This window comes from Sphingomonas faeni, assembly GCF_040407505.1.
GTDB classification, from domain to species: Bacteria; Pseudomonadota; Alphaproteobacteria; order Sphingomonadales; family Sphingomonadaceae; genus Sphingomonas; species Sphingomonas faeni_E.
Genome location: NZ_JAPZPQ010000001.1, coordinates 1,361,782 through 1,383,872, shown reverse-complemented (window position 1 = coordinate 1,383,872; position 22,091 = coordinate 1,361,782). Strand labels below are relative to the sequence as shown.

Genomic DNA, 22,091 nt, shown 5'->3' with positions numbered 1-22,091 from the left:
ATGAACCAATGTCTGGAGTTGGGGAGAGGGGAAGGGCGCGCGAATGACCGGATGTGGGTCACGTGGTTGAAGATGTAGTCGGATAGGCAGAAAACGGTCGATATATCGATAACTTACGGTTTGGTTGGCGATGCACGGGATACCAAGGTGCGATACAGGATGCCTATGATCATCCACGCCATCAGCAGTGCATAGGGGCGCCAATCGGCCTCGAGGCCGACGAAGATCAGCGCGAGTGCACATAAGGCGCCCGTGTAACCGAGCGCACGCATCCGGGGCTTGGAGAATTTGAACGCTGCCGCCTCGTACAGGTCGGGATGGTGCTCGGTCACCCGCGCGGCGGCTAGGCAGATGCTGCCGTATTTCAGGAGGTTGGGGATGTTCACCGCGAGGAACAGGAAGGTGAGTTCCATCGGCAGGAGCAGGCCAACGCAGCCGAGCAGGAATACCGCGATCAGCGCGATGTGCGGGGTTTGCCAGCGGGGGTGAATCTTGCCGAGCGCGGTGGGCAGCGAGCCGGCGAGGCCCATCGCGTACAGGCTGCGGCTAAACATTGCGAACAGCGCGTTGAGCGACTTGCCGATCGACAGGACCGCGGCCAGCACGACGATCGGCGTCGCGGCGGTGCCCATGAAACGCTTGGCCGCGTCGAGGATCGGCGCATCGCTGGCGCCGAGCGCATCGCCGCCGAGCACGCCCAACGCGACGAAGCCGACCGCGAGGTACAACAGTGTCGCCGACCCGATCGACAGCGCGATGCCGAGCGGGATGGTGCGGCGGCTGTCCTTTACCTCGGCGCCGGCCTCGGTCGCGGCCTCGATGCCGAAGAACAGGCCCATCAGCAACGGCGTCGCGGTGATCATGCCGTGCAGCCCGTGCGGGAACAGCGGTTGCAGCCGTACGACGTCGACCGCGGTGGCGCCGCCCCAGACCACGAACACCGTGAACAGCACCAGCATGCCCGCGAGCAGGATTTTCTGCACGCGGGCGGCGATATTGATCCCGAACAGATTGGCCAGCAGCGCGAGCAGCAGCACCGCGAGCATGGTCGGCTTGGTCGGCAGCGGCACGAGCATCGACGCGTATTTGACCAATACCAGCGCTAGCACGACGATCGCGCCAACATTGGCGACGATCCGCGCCCAGCCGATATAAAAGCCCCAGGCGGGGTGCAGGAACCGCGCCGGCCAGACGAACGACGCACCCGATACGGGGCAGGCCGAGCCGAGGAACGCATAGCTGATCGCGATCAGGTACATCGGCAGCGCCGCGAGCAGTGCCGAGAACAGCATCGCCGGCCCGGCCATCTTCGCCGCGGGAGCGATCGCCGAGAAGATCGAAACGCCGACCGCGGTGCCGAGGCCAAGCGCGACGACGCCCCAGAGATCGATCCCCTTGGCGAGTTTCGCGTCGCTCAATGCGGTGCTCCGGCGGCAATGAACGTGCGGAGGTCGGCCATGAACTTGTGCCAACTGACGTCGTCCGAATAGAAGACGTGGCCGGCGGGATAGCGCTCGTTGCGATAGCGCGCCGGGGCGAGCGAGGATTGTGCGAACAGATAGTCGGCGGCGCCGACGGTGGTGGTGAGGTCGAACAGTCCCGTGCCGACGAGCAGGCGCAGGTCGGGCGTCGCCGCCATCGCCTTTTCAAGGCGCGCCATGAACGGCCAGTCGTTGAAAGGCGAGTCGCCCGCGCCGTACCGCCAGTCGCCTTCCCCGCGGACGATCACCTTGTAGGCAGCGGAATCGCTCACGCCGATTGCCGCCAGCTGGTTCACGATGGCTTTTCCGTAGAGATCGGATACGGCCGAAAAGGCATCCGGGCCGACCACTTCGCCCGCGTCGGCTGCGCGCGGCGCGGTGTAGCGCGCGTCGTAGCGGCCGAGCACCATGCCTTGGGCGCGCAGCAGTTCGACGCGGAACTGCTCTTTCGAGATACGCAGGTCGTGCGCGAGATAATAGGCTTTGGGGATGCCGCTGAGGGCCCCGAGCCTGGTCGCGACAGCATCGCGCGTCGCCGCGTCCAAGGCCTGACCCCGGTAGAGCGCGTCGAGATAGGTCGGGCCGTACGCCGCGGCTTCCCGCGCGCTCTCCGCCGGATCGCAGGGGGCGGCGCGCTTGCTGTGGTAGCAGGCAATCGCGGCAAGCGCGGGGAGCGATACCGGGTAGGTGACGACGTTGTCCGGGCGCTGCGACGTCTCGATCATGTTGAGCGCCTGACCGAGCAGCACCACCCCGCGCAGTTTCAGTGCCGGATCCTGCGTTCGCAGCGCATCGACCATCGCCGCGGCGCGGATCGTGCCATAGCTTTCACCGAGGATGTAGATCGGCGCGCCGGTGCGACCATGCGCCGCGAGCCAGGCGCGCGCGAGTTGCGACACCGCGTCGGCATCGCCCTTCACCGACTGATAGAAGTCGCGGTCGGCACCGGCACTCAACGCCGAAAAACCGGTGCCGGGCGGATCGAGAAAGACGAGATCGGCGAGGTCGAGGGGGGTCTCGGTATTGGCATCGACCGGTGCCGCGGTCGGCAGCACCGCGGCGGGATCCTGCGGCACATGCACGCGCGCCGGGCCGAGCGCGCCCATCTGCAGATAGGCGGATGCCGCGCCTGGGCCGCCGTTGAAGATGAACATCACCGGGCGATCGGGATTGCCTGCGACGCTGTACGAGATGTAGCCGGCGGCCGCATCGCTGGTGCTCGGCTTGCTCGACACCGGCACCAGACCGACCTCGGTGGTGTACGCGAATTTATGCCCACGGACCGTCAATACCTGTTCGCGCTTCGCCTTGACCTCCGGGGCGGGCGGTTTTGCCTGAGCCGCAGCCGGCATGGTCCAGCTCGATGCGGTGAGCAGCGCTGCGATCAGGAGGCGTGTCATGTCTATCGGGTGTCCTTCGCCTGGTGGTCGCGGTACCGGATCAGCCCATCGGTGAGCGCCTGCAAGCCGTAATCGACATCGGCCGGCGCGCGGGCGAAGCCAATGCGGATATGCCCGGATGCACCGAAATACTCGCCCGGCGCGACGATCACGCCGCAGCGATCGGCGAGCCATTCGGAGAAGCCGATCGTATCATGCACCCCGATCAGTCGCGGGAAAGCGATACAGCCGAACGGCGGCAGCGTGCCGGCGACCAGTCCCTCCTCGCACCAATACGCGTGGTAGGATTCCACGATCGGCCGTGCGCGGCGCATGATCTCGCTGCGGAAGTCGTCGAACGGCTGCGGGCGCTCCAGTACCAGCGCCGCGATCGCATGCGACAAATTGGAGATGCCGAAGTCGATCTCCTCCGCCAGCGCGCGGATGCGGCCGATCGGCTCCAGCGCGCCGACGATCCAGCCGCACCGCAGCGTGCTCAGCCCGTGCGACTTGGTCAGGCTGCTCACGCTGATCAGTGCCGGCGACAGCTGCATCGCCGGGGGTGGGCGGAGTGCGGGATCGACATAGTCGCCGTAAACCTCGTCGACGATCACACGCACACCGCGCGCCTCCGCGATCCGGCCGATCGCCGCGAGCGTCTCGGGCGGGATCGCCATGCCGGAGGGATTGTGCAGGTTCGCGAGCACGATCAGCCGGGTATCGGGCGTCATCGCCGCCGCCACCTCGACCGGATCGATCGCGAAATCATCGCCGCGTCGTTCGAAGCGATCGACCCCGAAGCCATAGGTCTCGGCGATCTTGTGGAACAGGTCGAAGCCGGGGTTTTCCACGAGCACGCGGTCGCCGGGCTTCAGCAGCGCGCGGTAGATCAGCGACAGTGCGCCCGTGGCGCCCGTCGTGCACACCACCTGGTCCGCAGGCACCGCGTAGCGTCGCGCGAGTTGTTCGACGACGTACGGATTCCCGTTCGCGAACGCGCTCGTGTAGCGCGAGGTGATCGTCTCCGAAAAACCCTCGACCACGAACTGGCGCAGCAGCTCGATCGGCTCCGGCACCGAACTGTCGAACAGGCTCACCAGCAGGTTGCGCTCGGACCGCACCGTACGGATCACCTTTCGCACCCATTGCGAATAGGAGTCCGTACCGAGCGGCCGGGCGCCGTCGATGCGTGCGGCCTCGGCAACCGAAAGGGCGAGATCAGGGAGCTCGGGCCGGTTCATCGGTGATGTCTTTTTTTACTGGAACGCATGGGGCGATGTCGAGAGGCCGCCCGGCGGCGAGCGCCGGGCAGGGCCATCACTTGAACCTGATCTTCGCGCCGACGTAGAAACGCCGGCCCAGGATATCGCCATATGCGATCTGCGGATAGGACGGGTCCTTGTCGGTCAGATTGTCGATCCCGAAGCGGACCGCGACCTTGCCCAGATCGACCTGCGCGGAGACGTCGTGGACGATGTTCTTCGCCAGCGTTGGGTTCGGCGTGGTCTCGATCGACACGTTCGAACCCGCATCGGTGCGCCCGTAATATTGCAGCTGATAGGTCAGCCGCAACGGCCCTCTGGCATAGGCGACGTTGAACCGGCCGACCCATTCCGGCGACAGATACGTATCGTCGGTCCGCACGAACGTCGCACCGGTGACCGAGGTCGTGAGCAGGGTGTTGTGCGTCGCCGTCGCGGTTAGCTGTAATCGGCCGAGGTCGCCGCCGTGGAACAGGTCGCCAACCCCGAACTGGTAATCCACCATGTAGTTATCGCCGTGATAGCGGACCATGCCGGCGTTGAAGGTGGTCGACGTGCCGGTCGCGATCGTGCCGCCCGGGCTGATGCCGTCGCTGGTAGCGAGGCGGGTGAATGCGTTGCACACCGCAGGATCCGGGGCCGCGTTGTCGTAACACGCCGCGGTGAAATCTTCAGTGGTGAACGCCGATAGGCCGTTCTTCAGATCGATCTCGATCCGGTCGGCGCTGATCGTCAGGCCTGGCACGAAGCGCGGCTGGAGCAGGATCCCATAAGTCCAGGTGTTCGAAATTTCGTTACGCAGCGCGGCATTGCCGCCGCTGGTGACGGTGGCCCGCGCGAAATTCTCGGACGGATCCTGGAAGCGGGCGAGGCGGCCCGCCGCGCTCAATCCCGCGCCGGTGCCGTCGGCGTCTACGCCATAGCCGGGGTTCGCGGTGAACAGCGCCAGGCAATTCGCGCGGCGCGTCGCGGGGTTCGGGCCGCTACTGATACGGTCCGCGTCGCACGGATCGAACCCCGTCGAATCCAGCCCGCTCGACGAGGGCGCGAGCAACTGGGTGAGCGTCGGTGCGCGGAAGTTGCGGCTACGCGATCCCCGCAGCGTGATGCCGTCCAGGACTTCCCAGCGCAGGCCGAGATCCCAGACGTTCTGGTGCCCGGCATAGCTGTTGTCGACATAACGGAACGCGCCCTTGGCCTCGAGCAGCTTGACCAGCGGAAGCTGGAAGTCCTTGCCGATCAGCGGCACGATCACTTCGGCCGAGAATTCGTCGGTATTATAGCCGCCCGACTGCGCAACCTGCTGCACGCCGGTTCCGAACAGGCCGAGCCGGTTGGCGTCAAGCGGATCGAAACTCGCCTGCTCGTCGCGGTGCTCATAAGCGAGGCTGAAGTCGAGCGTGCCGGTCGGCAGCCTGGCCAGCGTGCCGCCGAGCGTCGCCAGCAGGTCTACCTGCTCGTTCGCCCAATCCAGCCCGGCGCGCGTGCTCACGTAATTGCGTGCGGCCGCGCTGACATTGCCGTCGCCGAACGGATTGATCGGCGCGCAGGCGGCATCGTTGTTGGTGGCGATCGCATCGGCGTTGATCCCGCACACGATCTGCCCGCCGCTCGACACCGCGTTGATCGCGTTCTGGAATTTTGAATTGACGACCTGCCAGCTGCGCTGTTGCCCTTCGACCCGCGCGTAGCTGCCGCCCACCGACCAGTAGAAATTGCGGCTGGCGACATCGAAGTCGCCCTGCGCCGACAGGGCTGCACGGTAGGTGTCGGTGTTGGTCGTCTGGTCGTTGGCAGGCGTGAGGTGGTAGAAATATTTCGACAGGTACAGCGGCGATCCATTCGCAAACGCAGGGTTTGCCGCACCGAGCAGCGTTCTCGCCTGGCTGGTGAGGTAGGGATTGCTCCGGGTGAACGCGATCGGACCATTGTACGCGCCGGCGTTCAGCGTGGTGTAGCTGTTGCCCTGCGGGATTTCGGTGCCGTTGGTGCGGGCATAGAGAAGCTCGGTCGAGATGGTGAGGTGATCGGTGACGTCGTAATGACCCACCATGTTCGCAGTGTAGCGCTCGACGCCCGTCCGTAGACCCGCCAGCGCCTGGTACTTGAAGCCATCGCCGCCGGCCGCGAACGGAATGCCTTGGAGCACGCCGGTGTTGTACGGCACGACATTGCCACTGCCGTCGAACTGGAGCGCGCTGCCGCCGCTCCGCGCGAGGAACTGGCTGACCGGCGCTGCGCGCGTGAAGATCACGCCGTTGCTGTTGAACGGCCAGAACGCCGCGTTGAAGATCTCCTTGACCGCCGGGATGCCGTCGCCTGGCCCCGTATCGGCACCGTTGCTGACGGTCAGCCGGCCGAGATTGGAGAGCGGTCGTGCCGAGAACATCAGCGTCGGCGACTTCGAGTAACCGAGGTCGATCGCGACGTTGCCGCGGCCGTCGGCGAAGTTGGTGCCGGCGGTGGCGCGCAGGCTGTGCGTGGCGTAGTCGCCGCGGCTGGAAATGCCGTTCTGCGCGTCGACCTCCAGGCCGGTGAAGTCCTTCTTTAGGATGTAGTTCACCACGCCGGCGATCGCGTCCGATCCGTACACCGCCGCGCCGCCGCCCTGATACACCTCGACGCGGTCGAGCAGGCCGACCGGAATAATGTTCGCATCGACGAACGCATCGCCGCTGCCGTCGGCCGCGCCGATCCCCGATCCGCTGGTCACCATACGGCGGCCGTTGACGAGCGTCAGCGTGCGACCGGCGCCGAGATTGAACAGGTTCGGCGCCTGATAGCCGGCACCACTCGAATTGCCGCTACCGTCGGCCTGGTTCAGCGTCGGTGCGTTGGACGGCAGGTTATTGAGCGCATCGGCGGCAGTGATGAAGCCGCGATCGGTGATCGATTGCGACGTGATGACCGACACCGGCGCGGCGTTGTCGAGCCCGGCGCGACGGATGCGCGAACCGGTGACGACGATGGTCTCGCCCCCTTCGACGGAGTCCGCGGTCGGGGTGATCGACTGGTCGAGCGGCGACTGCGCATCCTGTGCGAGCGCTGGTGCTGCGGTCACTGCGGCGAGCAGTGCCGTCGAGGCCAACAGTCCGCGGACCATCTTGGCGTGTATGGTGTTCATGAAGCCCCCCATTATGTCGTTGCCCAGCGTGCGGTCCGCCCCGAACCCGCTCTCGCTTCAACCTGTGGACAGCTTAGCGCGGGCTAGCCGAACTTTTTTGTCGTTGGTGCGGCGGGATTCGCGCGATTGAAACAACGAGGTCGTCTTTTTCAGCATATGCCGCAAAATTTATGCGCGGTTCTCGAGAAACGCGGCTAAGTCGTGCCCGAATATCCCGGTCTGGCGCGGATCCTGATACATCATGTGGCCGCCGGCATAGCATTTCAGCGTGAAACGGCTGGCCAGCGCAATGGGGAGTCCGCCAACCGTCAGCGTGTTGCCGATGCAGCTGTTGAGCGAGTCATAGAGGCCCGCCGCGACCCAGACGCGCAGCCTCGGTGCCTTGGTCATGGCACGCTGGATCCAGGGTTGCGACGCGCTTGGCGGGCCTTCGCCGGCCATCGCGCGGGCGAGCGACTCCTTGGTGATCGGGGACTGGTCGTACTGCCAGTCGTTGCCGACGCCGGCGTCGGGGGCGTCGATCCCGGCATAGCTGCCCTGGGTGTAGCCCAGCGTCCGGCGGTAATAGTCGAGCACGATCTTGCCGTCGCCGCCTTCGCTTGCCGCGCTGGTTTGCCGCATGTCAAAAATGCCGAGAGTCTTGCCTTCGCTCGCCAACAGACGCGTGCGGAATTCGCGGGGCGAAATCCATAGCGTCTTGGCATCGATCGTCTTGGGATCGAGGCCTTGATAGCGCGCCAGGGCAGCCACGACCGAGGCGCGCGACGCGTCGTTCAGGGCAGCGGGATTGGAAAGGGCAGGGGCGTAGACGGTCTTGGCCCAACGATCCGCCTCGGCGAGCGTCTTCGCCTCATCTCTCTGTAGATCGGGTGCCAGCCGGCCGAGCGCGAATGCGGTCGCGGTGCGGTTGACCATCGAGACGGCGCGGCGGCGATCGCTGCGCGCTTCGTCGCCGAGCGGGATCCCGCCGGAAATCATCGCCACACCGTCGACGCGGATACCCTCGTTTACGAGCGTCTCCGCGACGCCCGATGCGCGCCACGTACCGAAGCTCTCGCCGACCAGATTAAGTGCGCTCGTTTCGCGGCCATAGCCGACGCGGAAGTCGCGGACGAAACCCGCAACCGAAGCGATGTCGGCGTTGGTGCCGTAGAAGGCGGTGGCGTGCTCGGGTGTGTCCGCGCGGCTGAAACCGGTGCCGACCGGGTCGACGAAGACGAGATCGCTGATGCCGAGCGGGGTTGCGGCATTGTCGACGAGCACGCCGTCCTTGAGGATGCGCGGTCCGACCGCGTGAAATTGCAGCGTCCGCGAGTCCGCACCGGGGCCCCCGTTCCACACGAAGCTCAGCGGGCGTGCCGAGCGTCCAGGGACGATATACGCGGTGTAGACGATCCGGCCGTGTGCTTCGCCCTCGAGGTTGCGGACGGGGAGGGTGCCGACGCAGGCGACATACTCGATCCGGCGGCTGCCGATCTGTGCGGAATGGTGGGTCTCGACCGCGTCCACGGCGCAGTTTCGCGGGGCGGCGCGTGCGTTGGAGATCGCCGCGATGCTCGCCAACAGCATCGCGCACGACAGGCCTGGTTTCAGCATCGATACGTCTCCTCGCAATCTGGTTAGGCGGGAATGCGCGGCATTTTTATGCGCAAATGTGGTTCGCAGATAGCGCGTGCAGACGAGAAGCGGCCCCGTCATCCTGGCGCAAAACGGCTAAAACTATGCGTGGCAGTCGGGCTAAGCTCGATGCCGACCGGAAGGGGCATGATGGCGAAAAATGGAGTGACAAGGCGCGGTGTGCTAAGCGGCGTACTGGCAGGCGCAGGCGCGTTGCCCCTGGCGGCGAGCGCGGTGACGCGGCCTGCTTCCGGCGCGCTCCCGGATCGCGCGAGCTTCGCGCCGATGCCGGGCGTGTATCTGGATTCGGGCACGATGCACCCGGTGCCGCTCGGCGCACGCGACGCTGCACGCGCCTATCTCGATCAGCGTGCGACGATGAACGGCCACTATCCGACCGACGAGGTCGAGACGCGCGTGAAGGCGAGTTTCGCGCGCCTGATCAACGCGAAACCGGAGGAAATCGCGTTCGTCCAGAGCACGACCGCCGGCGAGCAGGCAATCATCGATGCGCTTGGTTTTCCGCGCGAGAAGGGGCGCATCGTCACCGACACGCTCCACTTCTTCGGCTCCTTCTATCTGTACGAGGAACTGGCAAGACAGGGCGTCGACGTCGCCTGGATACGACCTCGCGACGCACAAGGCGTTGCGCGGATCGCGATCGACGACATCGAGCGCGCGATCATTCCCAGCACGCGGCTCGTCGCGCTGTCGCTGGTGTCGACCTACAACGGCTTCGAGCACGATCTGAAGCGGGTCTGCGAAATCGCGCACGCCAAGGGGGCGCTCGTCTATGCCGACATCATCCATGCGGCCGGCACCGTACCGATCGATGTGCGCGCGACCAACGTCGATTTCGCAGCCTGCGCCAGTTACAAATGGCTGATGGGCGATTTCGGTCTGGGGCTGCTCTATGTCCGCGCCGACCTGCACGACCGGCTGACGCGCACCCGCTTCGGCTATTACCAGCTCGCCGGGTTCGCCCCGCACGTCTATCCGTTCGATCCGCCGGCGACCAAGCCCGACTACCCGATCGCCGACGTCACGCCGCGCCCCGACATGGAGGGGTTGTTCGCGGGCGGCACGCACGCCCACACCATCTCGGCGATGCTGGGCTTCTCGCTCGATTACATCCTCGGAATCGGCGTCGACCGGATCGTCGCGCACCGCCAGCCGCTGCTCGAGCGCCTGCACCAAGGCTTGGACGCGCTTGGCTATACCGTCGTCACCCCGCCCGAGAGCCGTACGCCACTCGTCACCTGCGTGCTCGAAGGCGCGCATACCAGGCTCGCCGACAGGTTGAAGGCGGCAAAGATCCAGATCACGCTGTCGCGCAACCGGTTCCGGGTCAGCCCGTCGGTGTTCAACGACCTAGACGATATCGAACGCCTGCTCGCCGCGTTGCCCAAGGCTTAAGCCCGTCTCAGCCCGTATCTTACGAAGGACCCATGCCCATGCGCCGTCTTGCTTTGATCTCGACGCTGCTCGTCGCCGCTGCACCTGCCGCGCTTCATGCCCAGGATGAGGGGGATGCGCCGATGTCGCCCGCCTTCCTGCGCGCAATGGACCCGATGGTGCCACGCGACGCCTCTAGCGCGCGCATCGTCACGACCAGGCACGTTGTCACGATCGCCGGTCGAAAGCTCGCCTACCGCGCGATCGTCAGCGAACAGCCGATGGCGGGACCGGACGGCACGCCGGTCGCGGTCGGGGTCAGCTATGCTTATGTCGCCGAGGGCGTGAAGACCGCCAGCCGCCCGGTGATTTTCTTTTTCAACGGTGGTCCCGGCGCGTCCTCCTCGCCGCTGCACATGCAGGCCTTCGGTCCGCGCCGGATCGTCGGCAAGGGCGATGCCGCGCATCTGGAGGACAATCGCTTCACGCTGCTCGATACCGCCGATCTCGTCTTCATCGATCCGGTCGGCACGGGCGCGTCGATGCCGATCAAGGGCAAGGACGCGTCGGGCTATTTCGGTGTCGGCGGCGATGCGCGCGGCGTATCCTCGATGATCGAACGCTGGCTCGCCGCCAACGGCCGTACCGGGTCGCCGGCGCTGTTGATCGGGGAGAGCTATGGCACCGCGCGCGCGCTCGCGATCCTCAACGAGAATATGAAGGCCAAGAAACCGTTGCCCGACGGCGTCGTGCTGTTGTCGTTGTCGGTCGGCGATAGCGACGGACCGGTGGTCTCCGACGTGGTGCTGCTGCCGACGCTGTCCGCGGTCGCTTGGTATCACGCCGCGATCGATCGCGGCGGGCGGAGCGTCGCGCAGCAGTTCGACGATGCGCTGCATTTCGCCCAGACCGACTATGCTGCCGCGCTGATGCAGGGCGCCGCGTTGCCGACGGCGGAAAAACACCGTGTCGCCGAGCGCCTCTCGACGCTGATCGGTATTCCAGCCGCGACGATCGAGGCCAAGGACCTGCGGATCGAGCGGCGCGACTTTATGCTCGGGCTGCTCGCCGCCAAGGGCCTGCGGACGGGGCAACTCGACGGTCGCGCCACCCGGTTGATCTCCGAGAGCAAGCTGCGCCCGCCGTTCGACGATCCGTCGATGTCGCTGGGATCGAACACGGGTGCCGCCGCGTCGGTCGAGACCTATCTCAAGGACGAGCTCGGCTACGCCGCGCCCAGCCCGTATCGCAGCCTGAACCTCGGGATCAACTTCAAGTGGAACTGGGACAAGGAATACGGCGGCAGCTATCGCGCGATGGCGTTCGCACCGTATCTGAAGGCGGCGATGGAGACCAAGCCGGCGCTGCGCATGTTCGCGGCGGGCGGCTACTACGACATCACTACGCCGGTCTATGCCGGCCAGTTCGCACTCGAACAGAGGGGTGTCCCGGCCGATCGCACCGCGTTCCACCGCTACGCCTCGGGCCATTCGGCGTTCGAGGACGAGACCGCGCTGGCAGCGCTCAGTGCGGACCTCCACCAGTTCGTGGCGCAGGTCGTGGCCGGCAGGAAGTAGTCGCCCTCAGTACAGGAACTCGTCCATCGCATCTTTCGCCGGGCCCGATCCCACCAGCTTCGGTGCGGTCGCCGGGAGCGTCATCTTCGGCGCGGCGGCAAACGGCTTCACGCCGAACGCGGGATAGATTTCGGACGGGAAATAGATCGTCCCGTCCTTCACCACCATAGATATGCGGTGCAGTTCGCTTAGGTCCTTCGTCGGATCGCCCGGCAACAGGATGAAGTCGGCGATCTTGCCGCGTGCAATCGAACCCAGCTCCTGGTCGCGACCCATATATTGCTCGGGGCCAAGCGTCGCCATTCGCAGCACGTCGGGGATCGGAATGCCGGCCTCGGCATAGATTTCCAGCTCGCGGTGTACCGACAGCCCGGTCTGGTCGTCGGTGCCAGGCAGCAACCGAATGCCGCGATCGTGCAGCAGTTTCAGCGTCTGCTTCACCTTGGCCATCGCACCGTCATATCCTGCGGCATCCGCCGGGCTGGCGATCGGCGCGATCGCCTGACGGCGGCGGCGCTGCAGGCCGATCGGCAGGTGATCGATATACTCGGCCACCGATGGCGAGGCGACACCGTTGCGGCTGAGCATTAGCAACTCCAGCGTCACCGCGGTCGGATCATGCGCAATCCCGCCCGCGACCATCCGATCGATCGTCGCCTGGACGCGCGGCGATGCGAGATCGAGCGTCGCGGTGCGCTTCATCGCGGTCAGCCGCAGCGGCGTACGCGTATCTTCTTTCGGATCGAGCACCCAGCCGAGCATCAGCTGGTTGATGTGCGTCACCTCGTCATACCCCGCGCCGATCATCGCATCGGCATTGGTGAAGGCGGGGATATGCCCCGTCACCGTCAGCCCGAGCGCATGCGCCTCCTTGGCGATGGCGGGCACCCAGGCGGGGTTCATGCTGTTGTAGATCTTGATCTGCCAATAGCCGCGTGCGGCATACCAGCGCACCGCCTCCAGCGCTTTGGCCTCGCTGTCCGCGACGATACCGAGCCGCGCCGAATAGGAACTGCGGCCTTCCAAGAACCCGTCGGGCATGATCCGCGGCCCTGCGACTTCGCCGCTCGCGATCCGGCGCATCAGGTCGGGCAGGAAGGCGTTGTGGTTGCCCATGTCGCGCACCTCGGTGACGCCCGCGGCGATGTAGAGCATCGCGGATTCCAGGCTAATATGCGCGTGCATGTCGTGCAGCCCCGCCATCAGCGTCCCGCCCTGGCCGTCGATCAGCGCTTCGCCCGGCGAAGCCACAGCGTCCAGAGGCTGGATGCCGCTGATCCGACCATTGGCGAACACCACCGAGACCGGCTCGCCGCGCTTGCCGCTGACGGGATCGAATACGCGGACGTTGCGGATGCGAACCGGCGCATCGACAGTGTGCGCGAACCGTTTCTGGAGCGCGGCGTAGCGCTTGGCGGTCAGCTTGGTCGCCAGGTCCGCCAGCGCCGGCACGTCGGCGTCATGCCCTTCGCGGACCACAGCGCCGCCGGTGTCGAGCACGGCGAACAGCGCATTCTTGTCATCGAGTAGGATCAGGTCCGGCGATAGGTCGATGCCGCTGATCGCATAGGCCTGGTACGAGACCTTGCCGATCGTCGCCGGCCCGAGCTTGTCGAGATGAACCTGCCCACCCGGCAACGCGGTCAGAGTCGAGGCCGGAGCCTTGAGCAGAGCGCGCGCGTACAGGCCGAGCGCCCAGGGGCTCGCGGCCTGACCGATATACAGGCCCGTGCCGCGGACCGTCGCGGTGCGTGCACCCATCGAATCACTCCATTCCGCCTTGGTGGCGGTACGCAAGAAGCGTTCGTGGACATCGCCGCCGAAGGTCGCCTTGCCGTCCAGCGCCCAGCTGATGGGCAGGCCATCGGCGCCGAGCTCGATCGCCTCGACCATCGTCGGGCCGCGACCATTGTTCTTCACGTCGTACTGGACCGCGACATGGTTGCCGGTCCGCGCGACGTCGACGAAGCCGACCTTCTCGCCATTGGCGATCACCGACATGCGCTCATGCTGGGCGAAGGCAGGCGCGGCACAGAAACCGGCCAGCAGAGTCGATGCGGCCAGTGCCGAACGAAAAGGGGACAACGACATCAGCGACGCGAACTCCGATAGAGATGAGCGGCTGCGGCAAGGTCCTGCACCGCATGGCCTAGGGACTTGTAGAGCGTGATGTCGCGGTCGCTGGTGCGGCCGGCGATGCGGCCGAGCAGCACGTCGCCGATCTCGCCGATGATGTGGTCCTCGCCGACGATCCCGGCGGCGCGGGCGACCAGGAACTCGGCGGCGGCATCGCGCGCGGAGGCCGCGCTGTCGGCGATGTAGCGGCTCTTGGCGACAAGTGCGCTGTCGACCTCGACGGGGCCGGGGCCACTCGACCCGACCAGATTGACGTGCGTGCCGGGCTGCACCCAATCGCCGAGGATCACCGGTTCGGACGCAGTGGTCAGCGTGCAGATCACATCTGCCGTGCGCGTCGCCGCCTCCAGATCGTCGGCCCGCTCCGCGCCGAGATGACGATATTCCTCGACCAGGGTTTCGGTCTTGTCAGGCGATCGACCCCAGATCAGCACGCGTTCGAATGTTCGCACCAACGGCAGCGCCTTCAGATGCGTGCGCGCCTGCCCACCGGTACCGACGATCAACAACGTCTTCGCATCGGCACGGGCCAGCGCATCGGTCGCGACCGCAGTCGCGGCGGCGGTCCGGATATGGGTGATTTCCTCGGCATCGGCAACGGCGACCGGGCGCCCCTCTTCCGGCTCGAACAGGACGACCAGCCCCCGGTGACGGCGGAGCCCAGGCTTGTTTGGATCGGCGAAGACGCTGATCGTCTTGGTCCCGAACATGTCGTAGTCGCCGAGCGCGCCGGGCATCTGCGCGAACGTGCGTCCCGATCCCAGCGAGATCATCGTGCGCAGCAACTGCCGCGTGGTGCCAGCCGACAATGCCAGCATCACGTCCCGCATCGCCGCGATGCAGTCGGGGTAGCTCAGGCCATTGCGAACCGCTTGGCTATCGAAGATTGCGAGTTCATCCCGTGTCATCGTCATTTCCCGCATGCGACCGACGACCGTTCGCCACGACAACCTTATAGCGTCTGACGGGCGGAAACTTGTCGATTACGTGCGCTGCCCGTAGAGCCAGTGCGATATCAATCCACGCATAAGCAAGATGGTGCATAAACAATGGCTGAGGTGCTTGACCGTCTCGATCTGAAAATCCTCGATCGCCTTCAGATCGACGCGTCCGAATCCTCCAGCGATATCGCCGATCGTGTCGGCCTGTCGCAGTCGCCCTGCTGGCGGCGTATCCAGCGGCTCAAGGAGGAGGGCTATATCAAGGCGCAGGTCGCGGTGCTCGACCGCGAGAAGTTCGGCGAAAGCATGTATATCTTCGCCCAGCTCAAGATGGGCCGGCTGAGCGACGAGGGCCGCGACCGCTTCATGCGCGCGGTCGACGAAATCCCCGAAATCACCGAGGCCTACACGCTGTTCGGTGAGATGGACGTGATGCTCAAGGTGCTTGCGCCAAGCATGGGCTGGTACCAGAATTTCACCTTCCGCACGCTGCTGCGATTACCAGGTGTCGAGGACATCCGGTCGATCGCCACGCTGTCCGAGATGAAGTGCACGCACCGCCTGCCGCTGCCATCCGCCGGATAACGTGACGTCGACCAGCCTGAGCTCATAAATTCCGCAAGGGAAAATCGTTTTCCGCCATACGATGCCAGTGCATAAAAAATGAATGATCGAACACTTGGCGCATAGGAAATGCAGGCGAGCCAGGGCGCCATTGGCAATCCGCGATGATTTACCGCGTCGGGCGGTCTACGCTGGCCACCTCAGGGAGATATCATGCTGAATCATCGCGCGCTGACGGGCCTCCTGGCGCCGTCGTTCCTTCTTCTCGCGGGTGCTGCCGATCCTGCAGCACCGCAGTTGATCGTCCGCCTCGCACCCGGCGCTCCAGATGCCGCGCAGCATATTCCCTACGTCGACATGGCGCTGACCGTGCAGGGTGTCCACGCCAAGCCTGGCGATGCGCTGTTCGAACTACCGCTCATCGCCAATACCGTCGTCACCAGTGGCAAGGACCTCCAACAGCTCAGTTTTGCCGATCGTGCCGGACCGATTGCCGTCACCGTGCAGGATAAGGCTGAGGACGGATCGAACACGACGCGTAGCTGGCGCGCGGGTCGTGCCATTGATGGCGTCGTGACGGTCCGTTACCGCGTGCCGATCGATGCCGCCGCCCCGCCGCTCGCGCTGCCCCAATACGAGATCCGCACCGAGAACGGCACCTTCTCGGCTGCGGCCAATGCGTTCGTGCTGCAGCCCGCCGATACGATTGCACGCGTCACGCACGTTCAGTGGGACTTCACAGGTTACGGCGCGGGCGGGGTAGGGGTGTCCAGCCTGGGCGTCAGTAACGCGGTCGGTAGCACGCCGTTGCCCGCTGCGAAGCTCGGCTCGATCTATTACATGGGCGGTCATCCGGGGGTGTCGGGACCAGCTGGCGATGGCTTCTTCGCGGCGTGGCAGGGCACACCGCCGTTCGACATGACGCCGCTCATGGCCTGGGGCGGGAAACTCCACCAATTCTATGGCAGGTTCTTCGGCTATGCCCCGCCGAGCTTCGGCGTGTTCGGCCGTACCAATACCCGCAACCCCGGCAGCGGCATCGGCCTGACCGACAGTTTCGCCTACACCTTCAACGATACGTCGAAACCAGACGATCTGCGTTCGCTGCTCGCGCATGAAATGCTGCACAGTTGGGTCAATTCGCTCGATGGGTCGATGGACGCTGCTGGCGGGCTTGATCGATCGTGGTTCGGCGAGGGACTGGCGGTGCATTATCAACGCACGCTGCCATACCGATCAGGCATGATTTCCGCGGACGATTTCCTCAAGGACCTTAATGAGACCGCCGCCCGCTATTACACGAACATCAAGATCGCCACGCTCAACTCGGAGATCCCGGCGGGCTTCTGGCGCGACACGCGGATCCGCGTGCTGCCCTATGATCGCGGCTCACTGTATTTCGAGGCGGTCGATGCGCAGATCCGCGCCGCTTCGAAGGGCAAGCGCTCGCTCGACGACCTGGTACGGACGATGCTGACGACGCGCCGGAACGGCCAGCCAATGAACGAGGCACTATACCGAAAGTTGCTGAGGGCCGAACTCGGGGACAAGGGGCTGGCAGAGTTCGATGCGATGCTCGCCGGTGGGACAGTATTGCCACCATCCGACGCCTATGGCCCCGGGTTCCGTCGGGTCTCGCAGCCATTGCGCCGCTACGATCTAGGCTTCGACATTGCCTCGCTTCAGGCGCGGCCAAAGATCGTCCACGGTTTGGTCAAGGGCTCGAACGCCGATCAGGCTGGACTGAAGGAGGGCGACGAAATCCTGAACAGCTTCCCTCAGGATGCGTTGCAAGGGGACCAGCAAGCCTACGTGACGCTGGACGTTAAACGCGCCAGCCAAACTAAGCATATCCGTTATCAGCCGCGTGGAGAAATCGTGCAGGCCTATCAGTGGGTACCTGCATCGTGACCTGCCAAAGCTGAGGAAAGTTTCTACAATTGTCGATGCGCTAACAGCAGACTTATGGAATCTAAGCCATTCGCCCAACAATTCCACCACTAACACCGACGCTTGTCCTCTCCGAAGAATGCGAACGGCGGGAAAGTCTTATTTTTTGCTCGTCCGCATGCTCGACATATCACTCTCAAGATCTCAATCTCTCGGCATTAACGAACGTCCGAAGCTGGGAAGCGAGGGGCGGGACGTGAGCGTCCGATTGTGGGTCCAACGGACCGCCGGTCGCCAAGGATAGATCCTCGGTATAAAGGCAAGCCGCGATCACGGCAAAAGGACACCGTCGTCATAATCGAGCATTTCGCACCTGACGCTTATGGCCTCCTTATCCTAGCACCTGAGATTGCGCTTGGCAGTGGCTGGCTTGGCGGCGACAGGGTCGTCGGTCGCGCAGCCATCCGTGACTTGTTAAGAAAGGCCGCTCGTTTTAACGAAGACGAACGGCAGAGACTAACTATTCATTTGCCCAGCAGAGCGCTCACGCTCCAGTTGGGTGAGGTCGAACGATACTACGGAGCGTAACACTGCTCCGCGGTGGGAGCTGAATGGATGCCCGGTTCCGAATAGCGCTTTTAGTAGGCTGAGTGGCCGGAACCAGGTCAGAGCGTAACCACGACCTTGCCGATTTGCTCGTTGGATTCCAGGAAGCGATGAGCGTTTTGAATGTCGGCGAAAGCGAAGGCACGCGCGATCAGGGGTTTAAGGGCACCCGATACCAAACCGTCCGTGATGAACGTCTTAGCGCGCTCGAGGATGGCATCGTCGGATACCACTTCGGTGTAAAGGTATCCCTTCAACGTTAGGGACTTGCTGAGGACGGTAAGCAACGGGAACGGCGTGGGATTGGCGCTGAGCACCCCATACTCCAGCAGGATCCCGCCTCGCGCCATGCTGGCCGTCAGTGGCTCGAACGAAGGGCCGCCGACCGGGTCGAATACGACGCGAGCGCCGATCCCGTCCGTGATTTCGAGAACCCTCGCTACAAGGTCCTCTTCGTCCGTCGCTACGACATGGTCGGCGCCGGCATCTAAAAGAGCTTGGCGCTTAGCGCCGGTTCGCGTCGTTGCGATGACGGTAGCGCCGACAAGTTTAGCGACCTGGAACGCGGCAATGCCGACACTGCTGGACGCCGCCGAGATGATGACGGCCTCACCTTGGGACAGCTTTGCCTGTTCGATAAGCGCGCCCCAAGCCGTGACATAAGGCATCCAAACCGCTGCGGCCTCCTCGAAAGACAATGTCTCCGGATGCTTTACGACCAAGCGTGATTGCACGTTGACCAGTTCGCCATAGGTGCCGCCGTTAGTGATATCCTGTGAGGGAATGACGCTGACCACATCGCCGATGGCGAAACCTTCGACTGCTTCACCGACCAGCTCGATGACGCCCGAAGCTTCGTAGCCAAGGCGGCTTGGAAAGTGTGCCTCCTGTAGATAGGCGTGATTGCGGAACATCACTTCGGCACGGTTAATTCCGATCGCCTTGACCTTGATCTGAACCTCGTTGGCTGCCGGCGCCGGCACGTCTACGTCATCAATTCGGAGAACGCTGGCGTCACCGTATTCGTGAATTCGGACTACTCGGGTCATCAGGAATCTCCGTGCGCATCGCTTTAGGGAGCGCGTGCTCCAAAAACCGATAAGCGACGTTCCGCCAAGCGTCAACACAATATGGAGTAAGAACTCCATTTAAGGTTGTCATGCTGCTTCAGTTTCTTTCGGGGGCCGGGTGGCCCGTCACGTTGAGACTGATGCCAACGCTAGCGTCAGGAATGTCTGGGACAAGGTCATCCTCCGCTATGATCTGGAGGCTTGGCTCCAAAACTCGTTGACGATCCTGCAAATCGCAAGCAGAGCAAGTTTGTGGAGCCTCTACTCCAAATACACACGCTTCATGTAAGCACTATGCAATGAGGATCACGTCATGCCCTTTTTTAACGTCCATGTGCCCAAGGACCTGTTTTCCCTGGATCAGCGTAAGGCCATTGCGGACGCCCTCGCGCACTCGCTTCAGGCCAGCTTCGGCCTGCCTCCCGAGGACAAGTTTGTCGTGATCAACGAGCATGCCGAAGGTTATCTGTTTCTCCATCCTACCTACGGGGACGTGGATCGCTCAGCGGGCGCGATCATCATCTCTGTGCACATCCCTGCATCGCGCCCCATGTCGCAAAAGCGAGTGTTGCTAAAAGAGATCGTCCAGCGCCTTCACGACAATGTCGGGATCAGGCCGGACGATGTGTTCGTAACTCTCATTCCCCTACCATCAGAGAACTTCTCGTTCGGGCGAGGTGTCAGTCCATTCGACAAGGGCGACGACTAGGCCCGGCCGCCTGGCCAGGCGTCAAGCGCCATGACACCAGTCTTTTCAAGCATCTCGCGATCTGCACCGTCACGCGCACGGACCGCCATGCCCCTGAACACTGTCTCGAAGAAGTCGGCGATCTGGGCGACGTCAGTCCCCTTAGGCAGGTCGCCGTTTCGGACGCCCTCGTCGAGGCGTTCTACCATCAACGCAAGCGACCGGCCTCTGACCTCACGCATGAAGTCGCGGAGGTCGGCGCGTTCGGGGGCGTCGTGCAACCCGGCCAGTGAGATCATACAGCCCGCAGGACCGGTATCGTCAGTATACGCGGCAGCCGTAGCTATCATCAGCCGCGCGAACGCATCGCGTGCCGAGCCCTCGCCAGCGAGCGCCTTGGGGAAGAAGCCACCCGGCCCCGTGAGGTATGCACCGACCGCCTCGCGATAGAGGGCCTCCTTGTTACCGAACGCGTTGTAGAAGCTCGAGGGGCTTAGCCCCATCGCGGTAATCAGTTCGTCGAACGTCGTGCCCTCGTAACCCCTGTCCCAAAACACGCGCATTGCCCGGTCGAGCGCCGCTGTCCGATCAAACAGACGTGGTCGTCCGCGCCCGCGAGGGGTCTGGCTCTCAACCTTAGTCGTCATCGCGTTTCTTCCTGCCTGCGACGTGAACGGACATCGCTCAGGTCTTCTAATCTGCGACCTAACATATTCGGAGCGACGGCTCCACTTTTGCGTTGACTGCGGCAAATTCACGGACCAGGGCCTGTTTATGGAGCCACCGCTCCACTAACCAACCGCTGCGGCCATGCCGCTCGATCAAGGAGTATCCTGATGAAAGCGATCCAGATTTCCGCCTTCGGCGAGCCTCGTGAAGTGTTGCGCTTCACCGATCTGCCGGAGCCAGCCGCGCCCGGCGTGAACGAGGTGCTGGTCCAACTCGAGGCCTCGCCACTCAATCCCCATGACCTCTACGTGATCAAAGGCGGATTTCCCGTTCTGCCAACCGCTCCTGGGCCTGTTGGAAACGAAGGGGTTGGCCGCGTCATTGGCCTAGGCGAGGACGTCGATCATCTCGCCATCGGTGACCGCGTGCTTCTTCCAGTCTTTACCTGGCTATGGCGCGAACGGATGACCATTCCTGCAGAGGGACTGTTCGCTCTTCCCAACGCCGACCTGCATCAGTTGTCGATGCTGGGAATCAACCCGCCGACTGCGGCCCTTTTGCTCAGCGAATATACGACACTGAAACCAGGTGACTGGGTTGTCCAGAACGCCGCAAATTCGGGGGTGGGCCGATCGGTGATCGGGGTCGCGAAAGCTCGCGGTTTGAAGACGCTCAACATTGTCCGGCGTCCCGAACTTGTCGACGAATTGAAGGCCGCCGGCGCCGACGTGGTCTTGGTCGCTGGCGACGACACCAAAGCTGAGGCAGAGAGGGCGGTCGAGGGCGGTCGCATTGGTTTGGGTATCGATGCGATCGGCGGCGAGGCGATTGGCCTTATCGCCGACATCGTCTCGCCCCGCGCGGCCGTCGTCGCCTACTCCATTCTGGGCAGCGCGACGATGTCGATCCCGGCCTGGTTGCCAATCTTCAAGCAGGTGACCGTCCACGGTTTCTTCCTTGGCAACCCGGACTCCGCCGCTGCCGCTCCTGCCGCGGTCAAAGACGTCTTGCCGCTTGTCGTCAGCGGGACGTTGCACACACCGATCAGCGGCATCTACCCGCCGTCCGCAATCGTCGAAGCCGCTATCCATGCTGAGCGCGGCGGCAAGGTCATTATCGACTTCACGGCTATCTGACTGCGTTAAGCCGCCCGGCCGATGACCTGATCGACTGGCCGGCTCAACGTCTGAGCCGGAATCACTTCGTACAGATCGTCTTTGAGGGCGTCGTTCTCGAGCCGGTCATTACACGTCCGCTCAGATTCGCGCTTTCTCAAGGCTATCGGACGTCAGTCGCGAACTGGCGTTCGGGTAGCGCGGGCGGATCACCCGCAACCCTCTATCACTAGGCAAAACTCCTATGACTGCCCTTGTCCTCATCGATCTCACAGTACGTGATCTGCAGGCTATGACCCACTACGAGGGCGCTGCGATCGCCTTGGCCGCGCAGTTCGGTGGCAAACCGCTCGTCAAAGACGTCCAGCCCGAGATCATCGAGGGACACTGGTCCCCGACGTGGCTAGTCGTGCTGGAGTTTTCGAACCGCCAGGCTGTTCGCGACTTTTACGACGCGCCGGAATACCAGCCGTTAAAGGCCGTCCGACAGGCGGCAGCGACTTCAAACGGTCTGATCGTCGTCGGCCAGTAGCTATGCAAGATGCACGGTTTCCGGGCTAAACTCCGCGCCGACGGC

The 22,091-nt window shown here is 64.0% G+C and carries 16 protein-coding genes; 7 read left to right on the top strand and 9 right to left on the bottom strand.

What is annotated here, in order from left to right; genetic code table 11:
* Positions 1 to 113 precede the first annotated feature (113 nt).
* The 5 genes from O6X71_RS06235 to O6X71_RS06215 all read right to left on the bottom strand — a co-directional run bounded on the left by O6X71_RS06235 (position 114) and on the right by O6X71_RS06215 (position 8,842).
* Positions 114 to 1,418, bottom strand: a complete 1,305-nt coding sequence (locus O6X71_RS06235; protein ID WP_353464967.1) for an APC family permease — start codon at positions 1,416 to 1,418, stop codon at positions 114 to 116.
* Entirely contained in the window at positions 1,415 to 2,881 is a 1,467-nt protein-coding gene (locus O6X71_RS06230) for a S10 family serine carboxypeptidase-like protein (RefSeq protein ID WP_353464966.1), read from the bottom strand. The genes O6X71_RS06235 and O6X71_RS06230 overlap by 4 nt, the downstream gene beginning before the upstream one ends.
* 2 nt (positions 2,882 to 2,883) lie before the next feature.
* Positions 2,884 to 4,101 carry a pyridoxal phosphate-dependent aminotransferase gene (locus tag O6X71_RS06225; RefSeq protein WP_353464965.1) on the bottom strand — a complete coding sequence of 406 codons (1,218 nt, stop codon included), beginning with the start codon at positions 4,099 to 4,101 and terminating at the stop codon, positions 2,884 to 2,886.
* A gap of 76 nt (positions 4,102 to 4,177) precedes the next feature.
* Positions 4,178 to 7,246 carry a TonB-dependent receptor domain-containing protein gene (locus tag O6X71_RS06220; RefSeq protein ID WP_353464964.1) on the bottom strand — a complete coding sequence of 1,023 codons (3,069 nt, stop codon included), beginning with the start codon at positions 7,244 to 7,246 and terminating at the stop codon, positions 4,178 to 4,180.
* A 168-nt stretch (positions 7,247 to 7,414) separates the two neighbouring features.
* Positions 7,415 to 8,842, bottom strand: coding sequence for a S10 family serine carboxypeptidase-like protein (locus O6X71_RS06215; RefSeq protein ID WP_353464963.1), 1,428 nt, complete (start codon positions 8,840 to 8,842; stop codon positions 7,415 to 7,417).
* Between the two features lie 201 nt (positions 8,843 to 9,043).
* On the opposite strand from O6X71_RS06215, the gene O6X71_RS06210 reads away from it, so the two are divergent.
* On the top strand, positions 9,044 to 10,279 hold the full coding sequence (locus tag O6X71_RS06210) for an aminotransferase class V-fold PLP-dependent enzyme (RefSeq protein ID WP_353464962.1): 1,236 nt from the start codon (positions 9,044 to 9,046) through the stop codon (positions 10,277 to 10,279).
* 38 nt (positions 10,280 to 10,317) lie between these two features.
* Positions 10,318 to 11,835, top strand: coding sequence for a S10 family serine carboxypeptidase-like protein (locus tag O6X71_RS06205; RefSeq protein ID WP_353464961.1), 1,518 nt, complete (start codon positions 10,318 to 10,320; stop codon positions 11,833 to 11,835).
* A gap of 6 nt (positions 11,836 to 11,841) precedes the next feature.
* Here O6X71_RS06205 and O6X71_RS06200 read toward each other — a convergent pair whose 3' ends face one another.
* Complete coding sequence (locus tag O6X71_RS06200; RefSeq protein ID WP_353464960.1) at positions 11,842 to 13,926, bottom strand: amidohydrolase family protein; 2,085 nt, start codon at positions 13,924 to 13,926, stop codon at positions 11,842 to 11,844.
* The gene (locus O6X71_RS06195) at positions 13,926 to 14,879 is read right to left on the bottom strand and encodes an ornithine cyclodeaminase family protein (RefSeq protein ID WP_353464958.1); all 954 of its coding nucleotides are present in this window, start codon (positions 14,877 to 14,879) and stop codon (positions 13,926 to 13,928) included. The genes O6X71_RS06200 and O6X71_RS06195 overlap by 1 nt, the downstream gene beginning before the upstream one ends.
* A gap of 141 nt (positions 14,880 to 15,020) precedes the next feature.
* On the opposite strand from O6X71_RS06195, the gene O6X71_RS06190 reads away from it, so the two are divergent.
* On the top strand, positions 15,021 to 15,497 hold the full coding sequence (locus O6X71_RS06190; RefSeq protein ID WP_353464957.1) for an Lrp/AsnC family transcriptional regulator: 477 nt from the start codon (positions 15,021 to 15,023) through the stop codon (positions 15,495 to 15,497).
* 192 nt (positions 15,498 to 15,689) lie between these two features.
* Positions 15,690 to 17,387, top strand: a complete 1,698-nt coding sequence (locus tag O6X71_RS06185) for a peptidase M61 (RefSeq protein WP_353464956.1) — start codon at positions 15,690 to 15,692, stop codon at positions 17,385 to 17,387.
* Positions 17,388 to 18,031: 644 nt separating this feature from the next.
* On the opposite strand, the gene O6X71_RS06180 is transcribed toward O6X71_RS06185, so the two are convergent.
* A complete protein-coding gene (locus O6X71_RS06180; protein WP_353464954.1) occupies positions 18,032 to 19,021 on the bottom strand; it encodes a zinc-dependent alcohol dehydrogenase family protein in 990 nt (329 codons plus the stop codon).
* Positions 19,022 to 19,355: 334 nt separating this feature from the next.
* Between O6X71_RS06180 and O6X71_RS06175 the strand changes: the two genes are divergently transcribed.
* Entirely contained in the window at positions 19,356 to 19,751 is a 396-nt protein-coding gene (locus O6X71_RS06175; protein WP_056678355.1) for a tautomerase family protein, read from the top strand.
* Here O6X71_RS06175 and O6X71_RS06170 read toward each other — a convergent pair.
* A complete protein-coding gene (locus O6X71_RS06170; protein WP_056678353.1) occupies positions 19,748 to 20,377 on the bottom strand; it encodes a TetR/AcrR family transcriptional regulator in 630 nt (209 codons plus the stop codon). The genes O6X71_RS06175 and O6X71_RS06170 overlap by 4 nt on opposite strands.
* A 189-nt stretch (positions 20,378 to 20,566) precedes the next feature.
* On the opposite strand from O6X71_RS06170, the gene O6X71_RS06165 reads away from it, so the two are divergent.
* Entirely contained in the window at positions 20,567 to 21,535 is a 969-nt protein-coding gene (locus tag O6X71_RS06165; RefSeq protein ID WP_353464953.1) for a zinc-dependent alcohol dehydrogenase family protein, read from the top strand.
* A 223-nt stretch (positions 21,536 to 21,758) separates the two neighbouring features.
* Positions 21,759 to 22,046, top strand: a complete 288-nt coding sequence (locus O6X71_RS06160; protein ID WP_353464952.1) for a DUF1330 domain-containing protein — start codon at positions 21,759 to 21,761, stop codon at positions 22,044 to 22,046.
* Positions 22,047 to 22,091: the final 45 nt, after the last annotated feature.